Annotated in this window: 18 protein-coding genes; 9 read left to right on the top strand and 9 right to left on the bottom strand. The window is 70.0% G+C overall.

The window, feature by feature from the left end; genetic code table 11:
• The first annotated feature begins 121 nt into the window (after positions 1-121).
• Together ASE14_RS19415 and ASE14_RS19410 are read left to right on the top strand one after the other, a co-directional pair.
• Complete coding sequence (locus tag ASE14_RS19415) at positions 122-688, top strand: LemA family protein (RefSeq protein WP_056658969.1); 567 nt, start codon at positions 122-124, stop codon at positions 686-688.
• A gap of 9 nt (positions 689-697) precedes the next feature.
• Complete coding sequence (locus ASE14_RS19410; protein ID WP_056658966.1) at positions 698-1,576, top strand: M48 family metalloprotease; 879 nt, start codon at positions 698-700, stop codon at positions 1,574-1,576.
• A gap of 28 nt (positions 1,577-1,604) precedes the next feature.
• Here ASE14_RS19410 and ASE14_RS19405 read toward each other — a convergent pair whose 3' ends face one another.
• Entirely contained in the window at positions 1,605-2,819 is a 1,215-nt protein-coding gene (locus ASE14_RS19405) for a winged helix-turn-helix domain-containing protein (protein WP_056659397.1), read from the bottom strand.
• A 105-nt stretch (positions 2,820-2,924) separates the two neighbouring features.
• On the opposite strand from ASE14_RS19405, the gene ASE14_RS19400 reads away from it, so the two are divergent.
• Together ASE14_RS19400 and ilvA are read left to right on the top strand one after the other, a co-directional pair.
• Positions 2,925-4,148: an AI-2E family transporter gene (locus tag ASE14_RS19400; RefSeq protein ID WP_082601080.1), complete on the top strand. Its 1,224-nt coding sequence runs from the start codon at positions 2,925-2,927 to the stop codon at positions 4,146-4,148.
• Positions 4,145-5,392, top strand: coding sequence for a threonine ammonia-lyase (gene ilvA / locus ASE14_RS19395; protein ID WP_056658963.1), 1,248 nt, complete (start codon positions 4,145-4,147; stop codon positions 5,390-5,392). Before ASE14_RS19400 ends, ilvA begins: the two co-directional genes overlap by 4 nt.
• 56 nt (positions 5,393-5,448) lie before the next feature.
• On the opposite strand, the gene greA is transcribed toward ilvA, so the two are convergent.
• Both greA and ASE14_RS19385 read right to left on the bottom strand, forming a co-directional pair.
• Positions 5,449-5,940: a transcription elongation factor GreA gene (gene greA, locus ASE14_RS19390; RefSeq protein WP_056658960.1), complete on the bottom strand. Its 492-nt coding sequence runs from the start codon at positions 5,938-5,940 to the stop codon at positions 5,449-5,451.
• Positions 5,941-6,061: 121 nt separating this feature from the next.
• Positions 6,062-6,472, bottom strand: a complete 411-nt coding sequence (locus ASE14_RS19385; RefSeq protein ID WP_056658957.1) for a DUF4307 domain-containing protein — start codon at positions 6,470-6,472, stop codon at positions 6,062-6,064.
• Positions 6,473-6,570: 98 nt separating this feature from the next.
• Between ASE14_RS19385 and ASE14_RS19380 the strand changes: the two genes are divergently transcribed.
• Entirely contained in the window at positions 6,571-6,882 is a 312-nt protein-coding gene (locus tag ASE14_RS19380; RefSeq protein ID WP_082601112.1) for a hypothetical protein, read from the top strand.
• Between the two features lie 48 nt (positions 6,883-6,930).
• Here the strand turns inward: ASE14_RS19380 and ASE14_RS19375 are convergent, their stop codons facing one another.
• On the bottom strand, positions 6,931-7,734 hold the full coding sequence (locus tag ASE14_RS19375) for a hemolysin III family protein (protein WP_082601078.1): 804 nt from the start codon (positions 7,732-7,734) through the stop codon (positions 6,931-6,933).
• A 73-nt stretch (positions 7,735-7,807) separates the two neighbouring features.
• On the opposite strand from ASE14_RS19375, the gene ASE14_RS19370 reads away from it, so the two are divergent.
• From ASE14_RS19370 to ASE14_RS19360, 3 genes are all read left to right on the top strand, one after another.
• The gene (locus tag ASE14_RS19370; RefSeq protein ID WP_056658954.1) at positions 7,808-8,593 is read left to right on the top strand and encodes an isoprenyl transferase; all 786 of its coding nucleotides are present in this window, start codon (positions 7,808-7,810) and stop codon (positions 8,591-8,593) included.
• A gap of 70 nt (positions 8,594-8,663) precedes the next feature.
• Positions 8,664-9,782, top strand: a complete 1,119-nt coding sequence (locus tag ASE14_RS19365; protein ID WP_056658951.1) for an aminotransferase class V-fold PLP-dependent enzyme — start codon at positions 8,664-8,666, stop codon at positions 9,780-9,782.
• A gap of 200 nt (positions 9,783-9,982) precedes the next feature.
• Positions 9,983-11,350, top strand: a complete 1,368-nt coding sequence (locus ASE14_RS19360; protein WP_082601111.1) for a PhoH family protein — start codon at positions 9,983-9,985, stop codon at positions 11,348-11,350.
• 68 nt (positions 11,351-11,418) lie between these two features.
• On the opposite strand, the gene ASE14_RS19355 is transcribed toward ASE14_RS19360, so the two are convergent.
• Genes ASE14_RS19355 through xseA form a run of 5 tightly spaced genes read right to left on the bottom strand, consistent with a single transcriptional unit; the run spans position 11,419 to position 15,741 of the window.
• Complete coding sequence (locus ASE14_RS19355; RefSeq protein ID WP_369816513.1) at positions 11,419-12,834, bottom strand: class II fumarate hydratase; 1,416 nt, start codon at positions 12,832-12,834, stop codon at positions 11,419-11,421.
• A gap of 59 nt (positions 12,835-12,893) precedes the next feature.
• Positions 12,894-13,550 carry a carbonic anhydrase gene (locus ASE14_RS19350; RefSeq protein ID WP_235511491.1) on the bottom strand — a complete coding sequence of 219 codons (657 nt, stop codon included), beginning with the start codon at positions 13,548-13,550 and terminating at the stop codon, positions 12,894-12,896.
• A gap of 10 nt (positions 13,551-13,560) precedes the next feature.
• Positions 13,561-14,202, bottom strand: a complete 642-nt coding sequence (locus ASE14_RS19345; protein ID WP_056658949.1) for a DUF4245 domain-containing protein — start codon at positions 14,200-14,202, stop codon at positions 13,561-13,563.
• Entirely contained in the window at positions 14,202-14,450 is a 249-nt protein-coding gene (locus tag ASE14_RS19340) for an exodeoxyribonuclease VII small subunit (RefSeq protein WP_056658946.1), read from the bottom strand. The genes ASE14_RS19345 and ASE14_RS19340 overlap by 1 nt, the downstream gene beginning before the upstream one ends.
• A gap of 1 nt (position 14,451) precedes the next feature.
• On the bottom strand, positions 14,452-15,741 hold the full coding sequence (xseA, locus tag ASE14_RS19335) for an exodeoxyribonuclease VII large subunit (protein WP_082601076.1): 1,290 nt from the start codon (positions 15,739-15,741) through the stop codon (positions 14,452-14,454).
• 88 nt (positions 15,742-15,829) lie between these two features.
• Between xseA and ASE14_RS19330 the strand changes: the two genes are divergently transcribed.
• Positions 15,830-16,870 (top strand): 4-hydroxy-3-methylbut-2-enyl diphosphate reductase, encoded by a 1,041-nt coding sequence (locus ASE14_RS19330; protein ID WP_056658943.1) that lies wholly within the window; start codon positions 15,830-15,832, stop codon positions 16,868-16,870.
• The last annotated feature ends 30 nt before the right edge of the window (positions 16,871-16,900 follow it).

The raw sequence follows: 16,900 nt of genomic DNA, 5'->3' as shown, positions 1-16,900 counted from the left end.
CGCCCGGAGACAGCTCTCCGGTTCCTCCGAGTCTCATGGGAAGCACAGCTCACGCGGAGGCCCGCTCGGTAGAATGACCGGACACAGCAACCGTCGCTCAGAGCGCTTAGGAGTCCGTGCCATGGAATGGCTCATCCCCGTCATCATCGTCGTTGCGCTCGTGGTGATCATCGGCATCTACCTCTGGGCCACGTACAACTCCCTCGTCACGCTGAACGTGCGCGTCGATGAGGCATGGAGCGACATCACGGTGCAGCTGAAGCGTCGTGCCGACCTGATCCCGAACCTCATCGAGGCGGTCAAGGGCTACGCGGCGCACGAGAAGTCGGTCTTCGAGTCCGTCACCCAGGCGCGCGCCGAGACGCTCTCGGCTCAGGGCCCAGCCCAGGCCGGTGCGGCCGAGAACCACATGCAGCAGGCGCTGAAGTCGATCTTCGCCGTCGCCGAGGCGTACCCGCAGCTGCAGGCCAGCCAGAACTTCCTGCAGCTCCAGTCCGAGCTGGTCGACACCGAAGACAAGATCCAGGCCTCGCGCCGGTTCTACAACGGCGGTGTGCGCGAGCTCAACACGAAGATCAAGGTCTTCCCGAACACCCTGTTCGTGCGCGGCCTCGGCTTCCACGAGCGCGACTTCTTCGAGGTCACGGAGCCGGCGGCGATCGCCGAGCCTCCGCGCGTCCAGTTCTAAGGGCCGGCGTTGTACCGCGCGATCGCGAAGAACAAACGCAACACCGTCTTCATCATCCTGTTCTTCCTCGCCATCATCGGCGGGTTGGGCTGGCTCGCGGCGTTCATCTACCAAGACGTCACGATCGTCGTCGTGACGCTCGTCATCGCGACCGCGTACGCGCTGTTCCAGTACTTCACCGCCGACCGGCAGGCGCTCTCGATGTCGGGCGCGGTCGAGCTGCACTCCAAGGCCGACCACCCCCGGCTCTGGCGCACCGTCGAGAACCTCTCGATCACCACTGGCACGCCGATGCCGCGGGTGTTCGTGATCTCCGATCCCGCGCCCAACGCATTCGCCACCGGCCGTGACCCCGAACACGCCGTGGTCGCAGCGACCACGGGTCTGCTCGAGATCATGGACGACGCGGAGCTCGAGGGCGTCATGGCCCACGAGCTCGGGCACGTGCGCAACTACGACATCCGCCTCTCGATGATCGTCTTCGGGCTCGTCGTCGCGGTCGGTTTCATCTCCGACATGCTCGTGCGCATGGCCTTCTTCGGTGGCCGAGGCAACAACAACGGCAATCCGGTCGTCATGATCTTCGGCATCGTCGCGATGCTCATCGCGCCGCTCGTCGCGAGCCTCGTGCAACTCGCCGTCTCGCGCCAGCGCGAGTACCTCGCGGATGCCACGGGTGCGATGACGACCCGCCACCCCGACGCGCTCGCCCGTGCCCTCGCGAAGCTCGACACGTACGGCCGGCCGATGAAGCGTCAGAACTCGTCGATGGCCCACCTCTGGATCGCCGACCCGCTGAAGCCGGGCGTCATGGACAAGCTCTTCGCCACCCACCCGCCGATCGAAGAGCGCATCAAGCGGCTCGAGGAGATGGGCGGCGCGTTCTAGGCGATCCGCCGCTCAGGCGATCCGCCGCTCAGGCGGCCGCCGTGCGGAGCTCTGCCGCCAGCGCGGGGGAGAGGTCGCCCCGACCCGTGACCGTCACCTCGTCGAGTCCCTGCCAGGCGGCCGCACGCCGCAGCACCGGCACGAGTCGCGCCGCGGTGTCGGCCGGCGCCCCGGGCTCGCTCCACGCGGACTGCACCCGCAGCACGCCGGCCTGCCGGTCGCTCTTCAGGTCGACCCGGCCGACGACACGGTCGTCGATGAGCACCGGCAGCGAGTAGTACCCGAACTTGCGATCGGGCTCGGGCGTGTAGATCTCGATGCGGTAGTGGAAGTCGAAGAGCCGCTCGGTGCGCGGCCGGAACCACACCACGGGATCGAACGGCGAGAGCACCGCGGCGGTCTCGATGCGGCGCGGTCGTCTCGCGTCGCGGTGCAGCCAGGCCGGGGTCCGACGCGCCCCGGTGGTCCACCCGGGCACCTCGACCGGCAGCAGCACCCCGGAGTCTTCGAGTTCGGTGATCGCCTGCCGCACCGGCGCCCGCTTCATGCGCCAGTAGTCGGCGAGGTCGGCCTCGGTCGCGATGCCCTGAGCGGATGCCGCGAGCCCCACGAGCTCCCGCACGGCGTCGGCCTCTGCCGGGGCGCTGCCGAGCAGCTCGCCCGGCAGCGCCTGCTCGGGGAGTGCGTAGACGCGCTCGAAGCGCCGTCGCTCGACGCACACGACGTCGCCCGTGCGGAACATCATCTCGAGCGTGCGCTTGACGTCGGACCAGCCCCACCAGGGGCCGCGCCGCTCGTTGGAGTCGTGCTCGATCTCGCTCGCCCGCATGGGGCCGTTCGCGGCGAGCTCGGCTCGAAGCCACTCGGCCAGGGGCGCGTTCTCGGCGACCCAGCCGCCCCAGTCGCTGCCCGCGGCGCGGTAGGCCTCGCGCCGGAACTCGAAGAGCGGCCACAGCTCGCGCGGGATGTAGGCGGCCTGGTGCGCCCAGTACTCGACCATGCGCCCGCGGCGACCGGTCGTGATGCGGTCGAGCGCGGTTCGGTCGTAGGCGCCGACCCGGCTGAACGCGGGCAGGTAGTGGCTCCGCTCGAAGACGTTGACCGAGTCGATCTGGAGCAACGAGAGGCGATCGATGACCCCGTTGACGGCGCGCGTGCCCGGCGCCTCGGGGAGCGGGCGGGTGAATCCCTGGGCCGCCAGCGCGATGCGGCGGGCGAGGGCGGGGCTGACGACGTCGACCATGATGCCTCGACGATAGCGGGGACGGCCGACATCGTAGACCGACGCGGACGCGGGGCATCCGCTGCCCATGCCGCCCCGTTCATACGCCGCGCCTAGACTGGAGCGATGACGGACTCCACGGGGCGGAAACGGGGCCGGTTGTCGCGGGGCGTGGCGGAGACGTCAACGCCCGCGCAGCAGGCGGAGGACGCGCAGAGCGAGGTCACCGAGAGCATCCCGTTCGGGGTGCGGCTGGCCGCCGGCTGGTCATGGCGCATCCTGCTCATCGGCGGCGTGCTCGCCGTGGTGGTGTTCCTGATCATCCAGTTGCGCCTCATCGTCATCCCGATGCTCGTGGCCGTGCTCATCGGCGCCCTTCTTGTGCCGTTCTCGGGCTTCCTGCAGAAGCGCCGCTGGCCGAAATGGCTCTCGGTCACGACCGCGATGCTCTCCGCGCTCATCGCGGTCGGGGGCCTGCTCACCCTCGGCATCTCGCAGATCGTGCGCGGATCCGACGAGCTCGCGGAGCAGTCGCTCGTCGCCTGGGATCGCTTCCGCGATTGGCTGCTCGACGGGCCGTTCCACATCACCGAAGCGCAACTGAACGACTGGGCCGACCAGATCATCCAGTCGGTGCAGCAGGACACCGGGGTGCTCCTGAGCGGTGCGCTCTCGGTCACCACCACGTTCGGGCACTTCCTCGCGGGCATGCTGCTCGCGCTCTTCGCGACGCTCTTCATCCTCATCGACGGCCGAGGCATCTGGAACTGGATCGTCGGCATCTTCCCGCGTCGAGGGCGCGCCGCCATCGACGGAGCGGGACAAGCCGGGTGGGCGACGCTGCAGAACTTCGTCAAGGTGCAGATCCTCGTCGCGACGATCGATGCGATCGGCATCGGCCTCGGTGCCTTCTTCCTCGGTGTGCCGCTCGCCGTGCCGATCGCGATCCTCGTCTTCCTCGGCTCGTTCATCCCGATCGTCGGTGCGGTCGCGACGGGTGCCCTCGCCGTCTTCGTCGCGCTCGTGTACAACGGGCCCGTGATCGCCCTCATCATGCTCGGCATCGTGCTGCTCGTCCAGCAGGTCGAGGGCCACGTGCTGCAGCCGCTGATCATGGGCACCGCCGTGAAGGTGCATCCGCTCGGCGTCGTGCTCGCGGTCGCGACCGGATCGCTCGTCGCGGGCATCCCCGGCGCGCTCTTCGCCGTGCCCGTCGCGGCCGTCGTGAACGTCATGATCCTCTCGGTCGCGAGCGGTGCCTGGAAGAACGACGCAGGCCCGCCGCCGCCGGTGCGGTCGCCGCTCTGGCGCACCGTGCCGCAACGCCCAGGCTACAAACGAGGAGAATGAACGAGTTGACGACCACGATCGCCGGGCCGGGCCTGGCCGACTTCGAGCGTGCGCGAGGCGTGGTCTCGGCCGTCGCCCGGCAGACTCCGATGGAGTCGTCCCGGTTCCTCGCCGAGCTGCTCGGCGTCCCCGTGCACCTCAAGTGCGAGAACCTGCAGCGCACCGGCTCCTACAAGCTCCGCGGCGCCTACAACCGCATCGCCGCGCTCACCGAGTCGGAGCGGGCGCGCGGCGTCGTCGCCGCCTCGGCCGGCAACCACGCCCAGGGCGTCGCCTTCGCCGCTCGCGAGCTCGGCATCAGCGCCACGATCTTCATGCCGGTTGGCGTCGCCCTCCCGAAGCTCGAGGCGACGCGCGCCTACGGCGCCGAGGTCGTGCTCCGCGGGGACTCGGTCGGAGAGACGCTCGAAGCGGCCGCGGCGTTCGCCGACGAGACCGGCGCGGTCATCATCCCGCCGTTCGACCACCCCGACGTGATCGCCGGCCAGGGCACCCTCGGACTCGAGATCCTCGAACAGACCCCCGACGTCGCGACGATCATCGTGCCCATCGGCGGCGGCGGGCTCGCCGCTGGCATCGCGAGCGCGGCCAAGCAGCGCGCCGCCCAGCTCGGGCGCACGATCCGGGTCGTCGGCGTGCAGGCCGAGAACGCGGCGCCCTACGTCGCGTCGCTCGCGGCCGGATCCCCGCAGCGCGTACCGGTCGTGCCGACGATCGCCGACGGCATCGCCGTCTACCGGCCGGGCGAGCTGAACTTCGAGATCATCCGCGAGGCGATCGACGAGATCGTGACGGTCTCCGAAGACGACATCGCGAGGGCGCTCCTCGTGCTGCTCGAGCGCGCGAAGCTCGTCGTCGAACCGGCCGGTGCCGTCTCGGTCGCCGCGATCATGACCGGGCAGATCACCTCGGACGGCCCGGTCGTCGCGATGCTCTCGGGCGGCAACATCGATCCGCTACTCATGCAGCGGGTGATCGCCCACGGACTCGCGGCCTCCGATCGCTACCTCACCCTCCGCATCGGCATGCCCGATCGCCCTGGTCAGCTCGCACGCATCGCCGAGCTTCTCGCCGAGGCGAACGCGAACGTCATCGAGGTGCTGCACACGCGGCACGGTTCGGGGCTGCAGATCTCCGAGGTCGAGCTCAAGCTCTCGATCGAGACCCGCGGTCCCGACCATCGCGCCGAGGTCGTCGACGTGCTGCGACGGGCCGGCTACGAACCGGTCGTCGACAACGAGTGACCGGCGGCACGGGTCATCCGTCGCCGCCGGTGCTCACGCACTGAGCGCTGACGGGCCTACTGGCCGCCCCAGGTCTCGACGCGGGTGACCTCGACGGCGATCTCGCGGCCGTTGGGCGCGGTGTAGCTGGTCTTCTCGCCGATCTTCAGGCCGAGGATCGCGGCGCCGAGCGGGCTCTGCGTGCTCCAGACATCGAGTTCGGAGTCGCCCGCGATCTCGCGGCTGCCGATGAGGAAGGTCTCCTCGTCGCCCGCGATGATCGCGGTGATGACGGTGCCGGCCTCGACGACGCCGGTGGACTGGGGCGCGTCGCCGACCTCGGCGGTGCGGAGCAGCTCCTTGAGCTGACGGATGCGGGCCTCCATCTTGCCCTGCTCGTCTTTGGCGGCGTGGTAGCCGCCGTTCTCCTTGAGGTCGCCCTCCTCGCGCGCGGCCTCGATACGCTTGGCGATCTCTTCGCGGCCGTGGGTGGAGAGGTGCTCGAGTTCCGCCGCGAGGCGGTCGTACGCCTCCTGGGTGAGCCAGGTGACGGTGACGTCCTGCGCCATGATGCACACTCCCGTGAATGGGTATCCGACTGACGGATACACAATTTGTCGGCTGGTGCAGCCTCAGCTGCACGCCGTATAGACGTGTCGCCCCGACGGACGTCGGAGCGAATGTCCTATGTTAGGTGAGCCAGCAACCGTAAATCAAACCGGTGTTGGCCTCCTGCGCGACGCGCACGGTCTCGGTGAGGCTGCGGATGTGCCGCTCCGAGGCCGGAACGTCGATGACCTTCCAGCCCACGACGGTGAAATCCTCGTTGAGGGCCTGCACGACGCACGCGGTGTCGTTGCCGGGCGGCACCGAGAGGTTCCAGCTGACCTCGACCGCGCGGTCCTCGTTGATGAGGCGGTGACCGGTGTCGGTGACCTCGATCTGCGGCTTCTGGCCGTCGAGCCCCGCCCACACGACCCACGCGACGAGCACGACCGCGAAGGCGATGGCGCCGCCGATGAGCAGCACGCGGTCGCGGGTGCGGTGCGTTCGGGTGCGCCCATAGCGCGCGTCGAGCGCTGCGTTCTGGGGCGCGGTCACCGCGAGCTCCTTCGAGGTCGATCGTCTAGGCTTGGATTCAAGCCTAACGCGCCCAGCGAAGGGCCGAGCTCGCCCGTGCAAGCGTGAAAGAGAGTCCGATGCTCGTCGTCCCCGCCCTGACCTTCCTGGCAGAAGACGAGGAGTTCGACCCCAACACGGTGACTCCCGGTGTCTGGGGCTTCGTCGTGACGTTCCTGATCATGGTCGTCGTGCTGCTGCTGATCCTCGACATGGTCCGCCGCATCCGCCGCACGAACTACCGCATCGAGGTGCGCGAGCAGCTCGAGGCCGAGGCGCGCGATGCCGAGATCGCCGAGGCCGACGGTCAGGTCACGGATGCCTCGGGCACGCTCCCGCCCGCCGAGCCGGGTTCGCCCGACGACGATCCCGACGAGACATCCGCTCGCTGATCGACGCCCCGCGGCGGTTCGGCCGACGCGGACTCAACCGACGCGGACTCAACCGACGTGATACACCGGCGCCATCGCGATGAGCAGCGTCGCCGTCCAGTGGCACATGAACGCGAGCACCGTGCAGGTGTGGAAGATCTCGTGGAATCCGAAGACGCCGGGCCACGGGTTGGGCTTCTTGAGCCCGTAGACGATGGCGCCGCCCGTGTAGAGCAGTCCGCCGACCATGACGAGCACCATCATCGCGGCGTTCGCCGCGAGCAGGTCGCCGAGGTACATCACGGCGGCCCAGCCGAGCAGCAGGTAGAGCGCCACGTAGAGCCAGCGCGGGGCGCCGATCCAGAACACGCGGAAGCCGATGCCCGCGAGGGCGCCGGCCCAGACGACGCCGAGCAGTAGCCAGCCCTTGTCGGGCGGCAGTGCGAGCACCGCGAGGGGCGTGTAGGTGCCGGCGATCAGCAGGAAGATGTTGGCGTGGTCGATGCGCTTGAGCATCAGCTTCGTCTTCGGCTTCCAGTTGAAGCGATGGTAGAGCGCGGAGTTGCCGAAGAGCAGCATCGATGAGAGCACGAAGACCGCGGAGGCCCACTTCGCGGGAGCGCCCTCTGCCAGCACGATGAGCACGATGCCGGCCACGATCGTGACCGGGAAGGTGCCGGCGTGGATCCAGCCGCGCCAGGTCGGCTTGACCTCTTCGGGGTGCGCGAGCGAATCGTCGAGCAGCGGGATGTTCGGCAGGTCGGGGCCGTGGTCGCCCCGCGCGACGGCAGTGTCGCCCGGGTCCTCCGCCGCGACGGGGCGGGAGAGTTCTGCCGCGGTGTCGTGCGATCCGCGCCGGCGCTTCGAGGTCATCCTCACAGCGTAGGACCTCGCCGGTCACGGCCGGCTGTGAGTGTCGGATGCGTCGGAGGGGTAGCGTAGTCCCGTGCAGACGAGCGATCAGCCCCTCGGTCGCGGCCTTCTCTACCGCCTCTACCAGAACCGGCTCCGGCGCGGACTCGACCCGGCGGCCGTGCCGCGCCATGTCGCGATGATCATCGACGGCAATCGGCGCTGGGCGAAGCAGTTGGGCTACGACACGGCGGCGCACGGCCATCGCGCCGGTGCCGCGAAGATGCGCGAGTTCCTCGAATGGTGCGACGACGCCGGCATCTCGACGGTCACGCTCTACCTGCTCTCGAGCGACAACCTCGGCAACCGGCCGAGCGCCGAGCTCGCCGACCTGATCGAGATCATCGCCGAGCTCGCCGAAGAGCTCTCGCACTACCGCGACTGGCGCGTGCAGCACGTCGGGTCGGATGCCGGCCTGCCCGAGCCGCTCGTCGCGGCGCTCGACGCCGCAGAGCACCGCACCGCCGACAAGCACGGCCTGCACGTGAACCTCGCCGTCGGCTACGGCGGCCGCAAGGAGATCACCGACGCGATGCGCTCGATCGTCGCCGCGCATCACGCCGAGGGGCGGAGCCTCGAAGACCTCGCCGAGCGACTGACGCCGGACCTCATCGGGCAGCACCTCTACACGGGCGGCCAGCCCGACCCCGACCTGGTCATCCGCACCTCGGGGGAGCAGCGCCTCAGCGACTTCATGCTCTGGCAGTCGGCGCACAGCGAGTTCTACTTCGTCGAGGCGCTCGGGCCCGACCTGCGCAAGGTCGACTTCCTGCGGGCCCTCCGCGACTACACGAAGCGTCATCGCCGATTCGGCGGATGACTCGCGTCACCCCGGTCTGACAGACTATGCCCGCCGACAACCTCTGCCTCGAAGAAGGGGGCACGCACACGTGACCATCGACGATTTCACCGCCGGGTTCACCCAGGAACCCGGATACCTCGACTACGGCCGGGTCGGGCCGCTCTCGACCGCCGCCGCCGAGGAGTCGCTCGTCTTCACCCAGGTGCTCCAGCGTGCGCGCCACGGCAGCCTCGACGAGATCCGCGAGCAGGATACCCGGGTGCGTGCAGCGGCATCGGCGGTCACCGGGTTCCCGGCCGAGCAGATCGTCTTCCAGCCCAACACGACGACGGGCATCATGCACGCGATGTTCGGCCTGACCGGGGGCGTGCTGCTCTCGGCCGAGGAGTTCCCGAGCCTGCCCATCGCGGCCGTTCGTGCGCAGGAGGCCCTGCACACGGTGCAGCCGGTCTGGCTCGAGACGGATCACGGCAAGGTGACCCCCGGGCAGATCCGCGAGCAACTCGAGTCGAACGTCGCGGCCGTCGCCGTGAGCCTCGTCGACTCGCGCTCCGGCTACCTGTGCGACATCGAGGGCATCCGGCAGGTCATCGGGGACCGGCTGCTGATCGTCGACGCGATCCAGGGCTTCGGCGTCGTCGACGCACCGTGGGAGGTCGCCGACGTCGTGCTGACCGGCGGGCACAAATGGTGCCGTGCCGGGTGGGGCACGGGCTTCATGGCGCTCTCGCCGCGTGCGCTCGACCAGTTGACTCCCGTGTTCTCCGGCTTCAGCGGCACCGAGGAGGCTGAACCGTGGGGCGAGGTGCCGCCGCCCGCTCCCGACGCCCGCGCCTTCCGGATCTCGAACCCCGACCCGATCGCCGAGGCCCGGTTCGCCGCGAGCCTCGAGGAGATCGCAAGGGCCGGCGTCGGCGCGATCAACGCCGCCATGGCCGAGCGGGTCAGCCAGACGATCGAGCTCGCCGACGAGTTCGCGATCGCCGTCGTCTCCTCGCGCGACGAGCGCGAGCGCGCCGGCATCGTCGTGCTCGAGCCGCCGACCGAGCAGGTCACCCTGCTCACCGCCTCGCTGCACAACCACGGCGTCACGGCGACCATGCGGCAGGGGCGCATCCGCTTGTCGGTGCACGCCGCGACCTCCGACGAGACGCTCGAGATGCTCCGCGCCGCGTTCGTGTCGTACAGCACGGCAGCCTCGTACTGAGGCCGGCGAGCGGCCCGATTCTCGGGAGGGCGTGCGCCGCGGCATCCGCTCGAAGGTGAACGGCGTGTGTCGCACAGCGTGTCGGTCGTGCCGATTCGCCGGCACCGTCGTAGCGTCTGTGGCATCGGACAAGTCGTCCGATCGAGTCGGCTCGTGAACCGCTCGTGGGAGGTTCGCCGCCGGCGCGGAATGCCGAGCTGATGCTCGGGGCGGGAGCTGGCGTGTCACTCTCTACCTCCAAGTCGACCGATCTCGCGGCAGGCGCCGCAGCAGCACAGCAGGAGCGCACGTACGTGCTCGACACCTCGGTGCTGCTCTCCGATCCGAAAGCCCTGTTCCGCTTCGACGAGCACGCCGTGGTGCTGCCCGTCGTCGTGATCACGGAGCTCGAGGCCAAGCGGAACGACCCCGAGATCGGCTACTTCGCCCGTCAGGCCCTGCGCATCCTCGATGAACTGCGCGTCGAGCACGAGCGACTCGACTTCCCGATCACCGTCGGCGACGGCGGATCGCTCCGCGTGGAACTGAACCACAGCGACCAGAGCGTGCTGCCGTCGGGGCTGCGGCTCTCCGACAACGACTCGCGCATCCTCGCGTGCGCGCTGAACCTCGCCAACGACGGCCTCGCCGTCACCGTCGTCTCGAAGGACCTGCCGCTGCGCGTCAAGGCCGCGTCGATCGGGCTCGACGCCGCGGAGTACCGGCACGAGCTCGCGATCGACTCGGGCTGGAACGGCATGGCCGAGCTCGACCTCGGCTCCAACGACATGGCCAAGCTCTACGAGCACGAACATCTGACGGTGCCCGCCGACCTCGAGCAGCCGATCAACACGGGTCTCGTCATCCACTCCGATCGGGGCTCGGCCCTCGGCCGGGTCGTGGGCGAGCGCGAGGTGCGGCTCGTGCGCGGCGACCGCGAGGTCTTCGGGCTGCACGGGCGCTCGGCCGAGCAGCGGCTCGCGATCGACCTGCTGCTCGACCCCGAGATCGGGATCCTCTCGCTCGGCGGCCGGGCCGGCACCGGCAAGTCGGCGCTCGCCCTGTGCGCGGGTCTCGAAGCCGTGCTCGAACGGCAGCAGCACAAGAAGATCATGGTGTTTCGCCCGCTGTACGCGGTCGGCGGCCAGGAGCTCGGCTACCTGCCGGGCGATCAGGGCGAGAAGATGAACCCCTGGGGCCAGGCCGTGTTCGACACGCTCGGCTCGGTGGTCTCCGACAACGTGCTCGAGGAGGTCATCGACCGGGGCATCCTCGAGGTGCTGCCGCTCACGCACATCCGCGGGCGCTCGCTGCACGACGCGTTCGTGATCGTCGACGAGGCGCAGTCGCTCGAACGCAACGTGCTGCTCACGGTGCTCTCCCGCATCGGCCAGAACTCGCGCGTGGTGCTCACGCACGACGTCGCCCAGCGCGACAACCTGCGCGTGGGCCGCCACGACGGCGTCGCGAGCGTGATCGAGACGCTGAAGGGGCATCCGCTGTTCGCTCACATCACGCTCACCCGCTCGGAGCGCTCGGCCATCGCGGCGCTCGTCGCCGAGATGCTCGACGGGCACGAGCTGGCGTAGGGGGCGGCAGAGACGACGGATGCCCCGTGCCGAGGCTCGGCACGGGGCATCCGATCAGTCTCGTGAGATTACTTCGCCTGCGGCGGGCGCGTCATCGACAGCAGGTCGAGCGCCGTGTCGAGCTGCTCGACCGTGAGGTCGCCGCGCTCGACGTAGCCGAGCTCGATCACGGCTTCGCGCACCGTGATGCCCTTCGCCACCGAGTGCTTCGCGATCTTCGCCGCGGCCTCGTAGCCGATGAGCTTGTTGAGCGGCGTCACGATCGACGGCGACATGCCCGCGAGGGCGGTTGCGCGCTCGACGTCGGCCTCGAGACCGTCGATGGTCTTGTCGGCGAGCACGCGCACCGAGTTGGAGAGCAGGCGGATCGACTCGAGGAGCGCCGTGCCCATGACCGGGATCTGCACGTTGAGTTCGAAGGCACCGGATGCCCCGCCCCACGCGATCGTCGCGTCGTTGCCGATGACCCGTGCGCAGACCATGAGCACGGCCTCGGGCACGACGGGGTTGACCTTGCCAGGCATGATCGAGGAGCCCGGCTGCAGGTCGGGGATGCGGAGCTCGCCGAGGCCGGTGTTCGGGCCGGAACCCATCCAGCGGAGGTCGTTCGTGATCTTCGTGAGGCTCACGGCGATCGTGCGCAGCGCACCCGAAGCGTCGACGAGGCCGTCGCGGTTGGCCTGGGCCTCGAAGTGGTCGGCGGCCTCGGTGATCGGCAGTTCGGTCTCGCTCTGCAGCAGCGAGATGACGAGCTGCGGGAACCCGGCCGGGGTGTTGATGCCGGTGCCGACCGCGGTGCCGCCGAGCGGGACCTCGGCAACGCGGGGGAGTGCCGTGCGCACGCGCTCGATGCCGAGGCGGATCTGGCGGGCGTAGCCTCCGAACTCCTGGCCGAGCGTGACCGGGGTCGCATCCATGAGGTGGGTGCGGCCGGCCTTCACGACGCCGGCCCACTCGACGGCCTTCGCCTCGAGGGCGACGGCGAGGTGGTCGAGCGCCGGGATGAGGTCGTCGATGAGCGCCGCCGTGACCGCGATGTGCACCGAGGTCGGGAAGACGTCGTTCGACGACTGCGAGGCGTTCACGTGGTCGTTGGGGTGCACCGCGCTGCCGAGCTTGCCCGTCGCGATCGTGGCGAGCACCTCGTTCATGTTCATGTTCGAGGAGGTGCCGGAGCCGGTCTGGTACACGTCGACGGGGAAGTGCTCGGCGTAGCCGTGCACGCCCGAGATGACCTCGTCGGCGGCGTCTTCGATCGCCTTCGCGATGGCCGGGTCGAGCACGCCGAGCTGCGCGTTCGCCTGTGCTGCGGCCTTCTTGATGCGCGCGAGCGCCTGGATCTGCTGGGGCTCGAGGCCCGCGCCCGAGATCGGGAAGTTCTCGACGGCACGCTGGGTCTGCGCCCGGTAGAGCGCCGATGCGGGGACCCGCACCTCGCCCATCGTGTCGTGCTCGATGCGATAGTCGGCGGCGTTGTCCACCACGGTGTGTTCCCCTTCGGTTCTGCGAGTGCCGGTCGGTGCCGGCATGCCGAGTGACGGCGTCAGATGCGACCGATGACGATGTCGGTCTCGACGCGACCTTCGAACAATCGGTAGTTCGCGCCGACGATAGCCAGCGTACCCGCTGCGATCGCGTCGCTGATCATCTCGGAGCCCTCGACGAGCCCGGTGACGGTGTTGCGCAGGTGCTCGCGGCCGACGAACCCGGCGTCGACGTGCTCGGGCTCGATCGCGGCGCCATCGGGTGCGCCGGCGACCTTGCGGACGGCGGGCACGATGGCGTCGACGAGCCCTGTGATGTGCCTCGGCAGCGGAGCGGCGTCGGCGGCCTGCGAGTCGATGGCGGCGCGCACGGCGCCGCACTCGTCGTGGGCGAGCACGAGGATGAGCGGGACGTTCAGGATGCCGACGGCGTACTCGAGCGAGCCGAGCGACGAATCGGTGACGACCTGGCCGGCGTTGCGCACCACGAAGGCGTCGCCGAGGCCGACGTCGAAGATGATCTCTGCCGCAAGACGCGAGTCGCTGCATCCGAAGATCGCGACGAGCGGCCGCTGGCCGCGTGCCAGGGAGTTGCGGTGGTCGACGTCTTGACGCGGGTGCTGCGGTTCGCCGGTGATGAATCGCTCGTTGCCGCGTCGCAGCTCGCGCCACGTCTCAGCCGGCGTCGTGGGGCGATCGATCGGCTGCGTGGTCACGGCGTGCCTTTCAGTCCTGCGCCTCGATCGTCGGCGTGAGTGCCGACGCGAGCGTCTCGAATTCTTCGGGCGTCGCGGTGCCGAGCAGCACGAAGGTGCTGCCGCCCGCCTCGGTGGTGAGCCCGTACCGGGCGTTGCCCACGTCTTCGGTCGAGTCGCGGTTGTCGTAGACCGTCCACTCGACGCCGTCGATCGTGGTCGTGCCCACGGCGAGCGTGCGGGCGAGGAGCCCGGCCACCCACGTGGGGTTCGCGTCGAGGCCCTGGTAGAACCCGATGAACTCGTCGCTCGGGGTCAGGTAGCCCACGTACCACGCGGTCACCTCGTCGGCCTGGCTGACGCGCAGCTCGGCGGCGTTCGCGCGCCACTCCTCGGGCAGCTCGGGCACGGCGAGCGGATCGACGCTCGCGGCCTGCGCCTGCTGGGCGAGGGACGCCACGTCGACATTCCGCTCGATGGGGGTGTCGCTGCGCGGCACGATCAGCACGATGACGAGCACGACGGCGAGGCTCGCGCCGAGTGCGAGGAGGAGGTTGCGCAGCGTCTGGCGCTGGCGGTGCTTGAGCGAGTTCTCGGCCTTGCGGGCGGCCGTCTCCTCAGGGGTCTCCGGCCGGCCAAGCTCAGCGACGACCCGCGGTGGACGCTTCGCCATCAGCGGTCGCCGGCTTCGTCGGACGCGCCGCGAGCAGCGCCGGCGCGGGCCGCGTCGAGACGCGCCTTCGCGCCGATGAGCCACTCCTCGCACCGTGCCGCGAGGGCCTCGCCGCGCTCCCAGAGCGCGAGCGACTGCTCGAGGGTCGCCGAGCCCTGCTCGAGCTCGCCGACGACCTGCACGAGTTCGTCGCGCGCCTGCTCGTAGCTCAGCTCGGAGACGTCGGTGGGGGTGGGCATGGGATCCATTCTATTCGGCGTCGCCGACAGCCCCGCGCGGGCCCGTTGCGGGCTCGGGCGACGACTCCGACACGAGGTCGTGCACCGACGGCACGGCACCGCGGGAGACCGCGGCGAACGCGCCGTCGGCGAGCGTGACGGTGACCTCTGCGCCGTCGGGCGCTCCCGCCGGACCGCGGACCACATGGCCGTCGGCGCCCTGCACGATCGCGTAGCCGCGGTCGAGGGTGGCCTGCGGCGACAGTGCCCGCAGGTGCCCGCGCAACTCGGCGATGCGATGGGTCTGCCGGTCGATCGTGCGGTCGACGAGCTCCGCGCCGCGCGCCACCCAGCGGGTCAGGTCCTCGCCGCGGCGGTCGACGATCCACGCGGTCTCGGCCAGTGCCGGTCGCGAGCGCAGGTGGCCGATGCGGTCGATCTCACGGGAGAGGATCGCCTGCAGCCGCATGCCGAGCCGGGCGCGGGCCTGCTCGACCCGCACGAGCTCCTCGTTCACATCGGGAACGACGCGCTTCGCGGCATCCGTCGGAGTGGAGGCTCGAAGGTCGGCGACCTCGTCGAGCAGCGGCCGGTCGGCCTCGTGCCCGATGGCCGAGACGATGGGGGTGGATGCCGCTGCCGCCGCCCGCACGACGCGTTCGTCGCTGAAGCCCAGCAGGTTCTGGAAGTCGCCGCCGCCGCGGGCGACGATGATGACCTCGACCTCGGGGTCGGCGTCGAGGCGTTCGATCGCCGCGACGACCTCGGAGACGGTGCGCTCACCCTGCACTGCGGCGTGCACGACCCGGAACTCGACGGCCGGCCAGCGCAGCTTGGCGTTGCGCAGCACGTCCTTCTCGGCGTCGCTGTCCTTGCCGGTGATGAGGCCGACGACGCCGGGCAGGAACGGCAGGCGGCGCTTGCGCCCGGCATCGAACAGCCCCTCGGCCGCGAGCTGGGCGCGCAGGCGCTCGAGCCGCTCGAGCAGGTCGCCGAGGCCCACGTGCTTCAGCTCGAAGACCTGCATCGACAGCGAGCCGCCCTTGACCCACCAATTGGGCTTCACGAGCGCGATCACCCGGTCGCCCTGCTTGAACTGCTCGTCGAACCGGGCGCGCACCGACGACCACACCTGGAAGGAGAGGGTCGCCTCGGCGTCGAGGTCCTTCAGCTTGCCGTAGACGTTGCCGCCCGAGACGCCCCACTGGGTGATCTCGCCCTCGACCCACACCGTGCCGAGCCGGTCGATGTACTGCTTGAGCTTGCCCGAGAGGAGCGCGACCGGCCACGGGGCTTCGCGTGTCGCCGGTGCATCCGTCATGTCTGGCCTCCCAGCCGTCGGCCCGCGTCAGCCGCGTAGGATGGGCACCGTGACGAGCACTACGGACACCCCGCGAATCGGCCTTGGCATGCCCCGAGTTCCGGGCGTGCGCGGCCGGCTCAAGGATAACCCCGTCCCCGGACGGAAGCGGGTGCTGCTCGCGGCGCCGCGCGGCTACTGCGCGGGCGTCGACCGCGCCGTGATCGCCGTCGAGAAGGCGCTCGAGCACTACGGTGCCCCCGTGTACGTGCGCAAGCAGATCGTGCACAACATCCACGTCGTCACCGAGCTCGAGGCGCAGGGCGCGATCTTCGTCGAGGAGGTCGACGAGGTGCCCGAGGGCGCCCACATCGTCTTCAGCGCGCACGGCGTCTCGCCGGCCGTCGTGAACGCAGCCGCCGACCGCGGCCTGCACGCGATCGACGCGACCTGCCCGCTCGTCACCAAGGTGCACCGCGAGGCCGTGCGCTTCGCGCGCGACGACTTCGAGATCCTGCTCATCGGCCACGAAGGGCATGAAGAGGTCGAGGGCACGGCGGGCGAAGCGCCCGATCACGTGACCATCGTCAACAGCCCCGACGACGTCGACAACATCGAGGTCCAGGACCCCGACAAGGTCGTGTGGCTCTCGCAGACCACGCTCTCGGTCGACGAGACCATGGAGACCGTGCGGCGCCTGCGCGAGCGGTTCCCGAACCTGCAGGACCCGCCCTCCGACGACATCTGCTACGCCACGCAGAACCGCCAGGTCGCGATCAAGAAGGTCGCGCAGGACGCCGACCTCGTGATCGTGGTGGGCTCGGCCAACAGCTCGAACAGCGTGCGTCTCGTCGAGGTCGCGCTCGAGTACGGCGCCAAGGCCGCCTACCGCGTCGACTACGCGAGCGAGGTCAAGCAGGAGTGGCTCGACGGCGTCGAGACGGTCGGCGTGACGAGTGGGGCGTCCGTGCCCGAAGAGCTCGTGCAAGAGCTGCTCGAGGCGCTCTCCGACGCCGGCTACGGCGAGGTCTCCGAAGTGAAGACGGCCGAGGAGGACCTCATGTTCTCGCTGCCGAAGGAACTGCGCAAAGACCTCCAGGGCAACCGCGACGAGCGTGCGCTCGGCGGGCGGGGTCGCGCACAGCGCTAGCCGTACCCCCTGGCCCGGGTCCGCCGGCCT

Origin of the sequence: Agromyces sp. Root81, assembly GCF_001429165.1 — a bacterium.
Taxonomy (GTDB): Bacteria; Actinomycetota; Actinomycetes; order Actinomycetales; family Microbacteriaceae; genus Agromyces.
This window is presented reverse-complemented; position numbering and strand designations above follow the sequence as displayed.

What these genes read in the sequence shown, in the direction of transcription:
- ASE14_RS19330 (WP_056658943.1), top strand. Translation starts at nt 15,830, where the DNA reads ATGCCCCGAGTTCCGGGCGTGCGCGGCCGGCTCAAGGATAACCCCGTC.
- ASE14_RS19360 (WP_082601111.1), top strand. Translation starts at nt 9,983, where the DNA reads ATGCTCGGGGCGGGAGCTGGCGTGTCACTCTCTACCTCCAAGTCGACC.
- ASE14_RS19405 (WP_056659397.1), bottom strand. Translation starts at nt 2,819, where the DNA reads ATGGTCGACGTCGTCAGCCCCGCCCTCGCCCGCCGCATCGCGCTGGCG.
- ilvA (WP_056658963.1), top strand. Translation starts at nt 4,145, where the DNA reads ATGAACGAGTTGACGACCACGATCGCCGGGCCGGGCCTGGCCGACTTC.
- ASE14_RS19380 (WP_082601112.1), top strand. Translation starts at nt 6,571, where the DNA reads ATGCTCGTCGTCCCCGCCCTGACCTTCCTGGCAGAAGACGAGGAGTTC.
- ASE14_RS19375 (WP_082601078.1), bottom strand. Translation starts at nt 7,734, where the DNA reads ATGACCTCGAAGCGCCGGCGCGGATCGCACGACACCGCGGCAGAACTC.
- ASE14_RS19345 (WP_056658949.1), bottom strand. Translation starts at nt 14,202, where the DNA reads ATGGCGAAGCGTCCACCGCGGGTCGTCGCTGAGCTTGGCCGGCCGGAG.
- xseA (WP_082601076.1), bottom strand. Translation starts at nt 15,741, where the DNA reads ATGACGGATGCACCGGCGACACGCGAAGCCCCGTGGCCGGTCGCGCTC.
- ASE14_RS19400 (WP_082601080.1), top strand. Translation starts at nt 2,925, where the DNA reads ATGACGGACTCCACGGGGCGGAAACGGGGCCGGTTGTCGCGGGGCGTG.
- ASE14_RS19415 (WP_056658969.1), top strand. Translation starts at nt 122, where the DNA reads ATGGAATGGCTCATCCCCGTCATCATCGTCGTTGCGCTCGTGGTGATC.
- ASE14_RS19340 (WP_056658946.1), bottom strand. Translation starts at nt 14,450, where the DNA reads ATGGATCCCATGCCCACCCCCACCGACGTCTCCGAGCTGAGCTACGAG.
- greA (WP_056658960.1), bottom strand. Translation starts at nt 5,940, where the DNA reads ATGGCGCAGGACGTCACCGTCACCTGGCTCACCCAGGAGGCGTACGAC.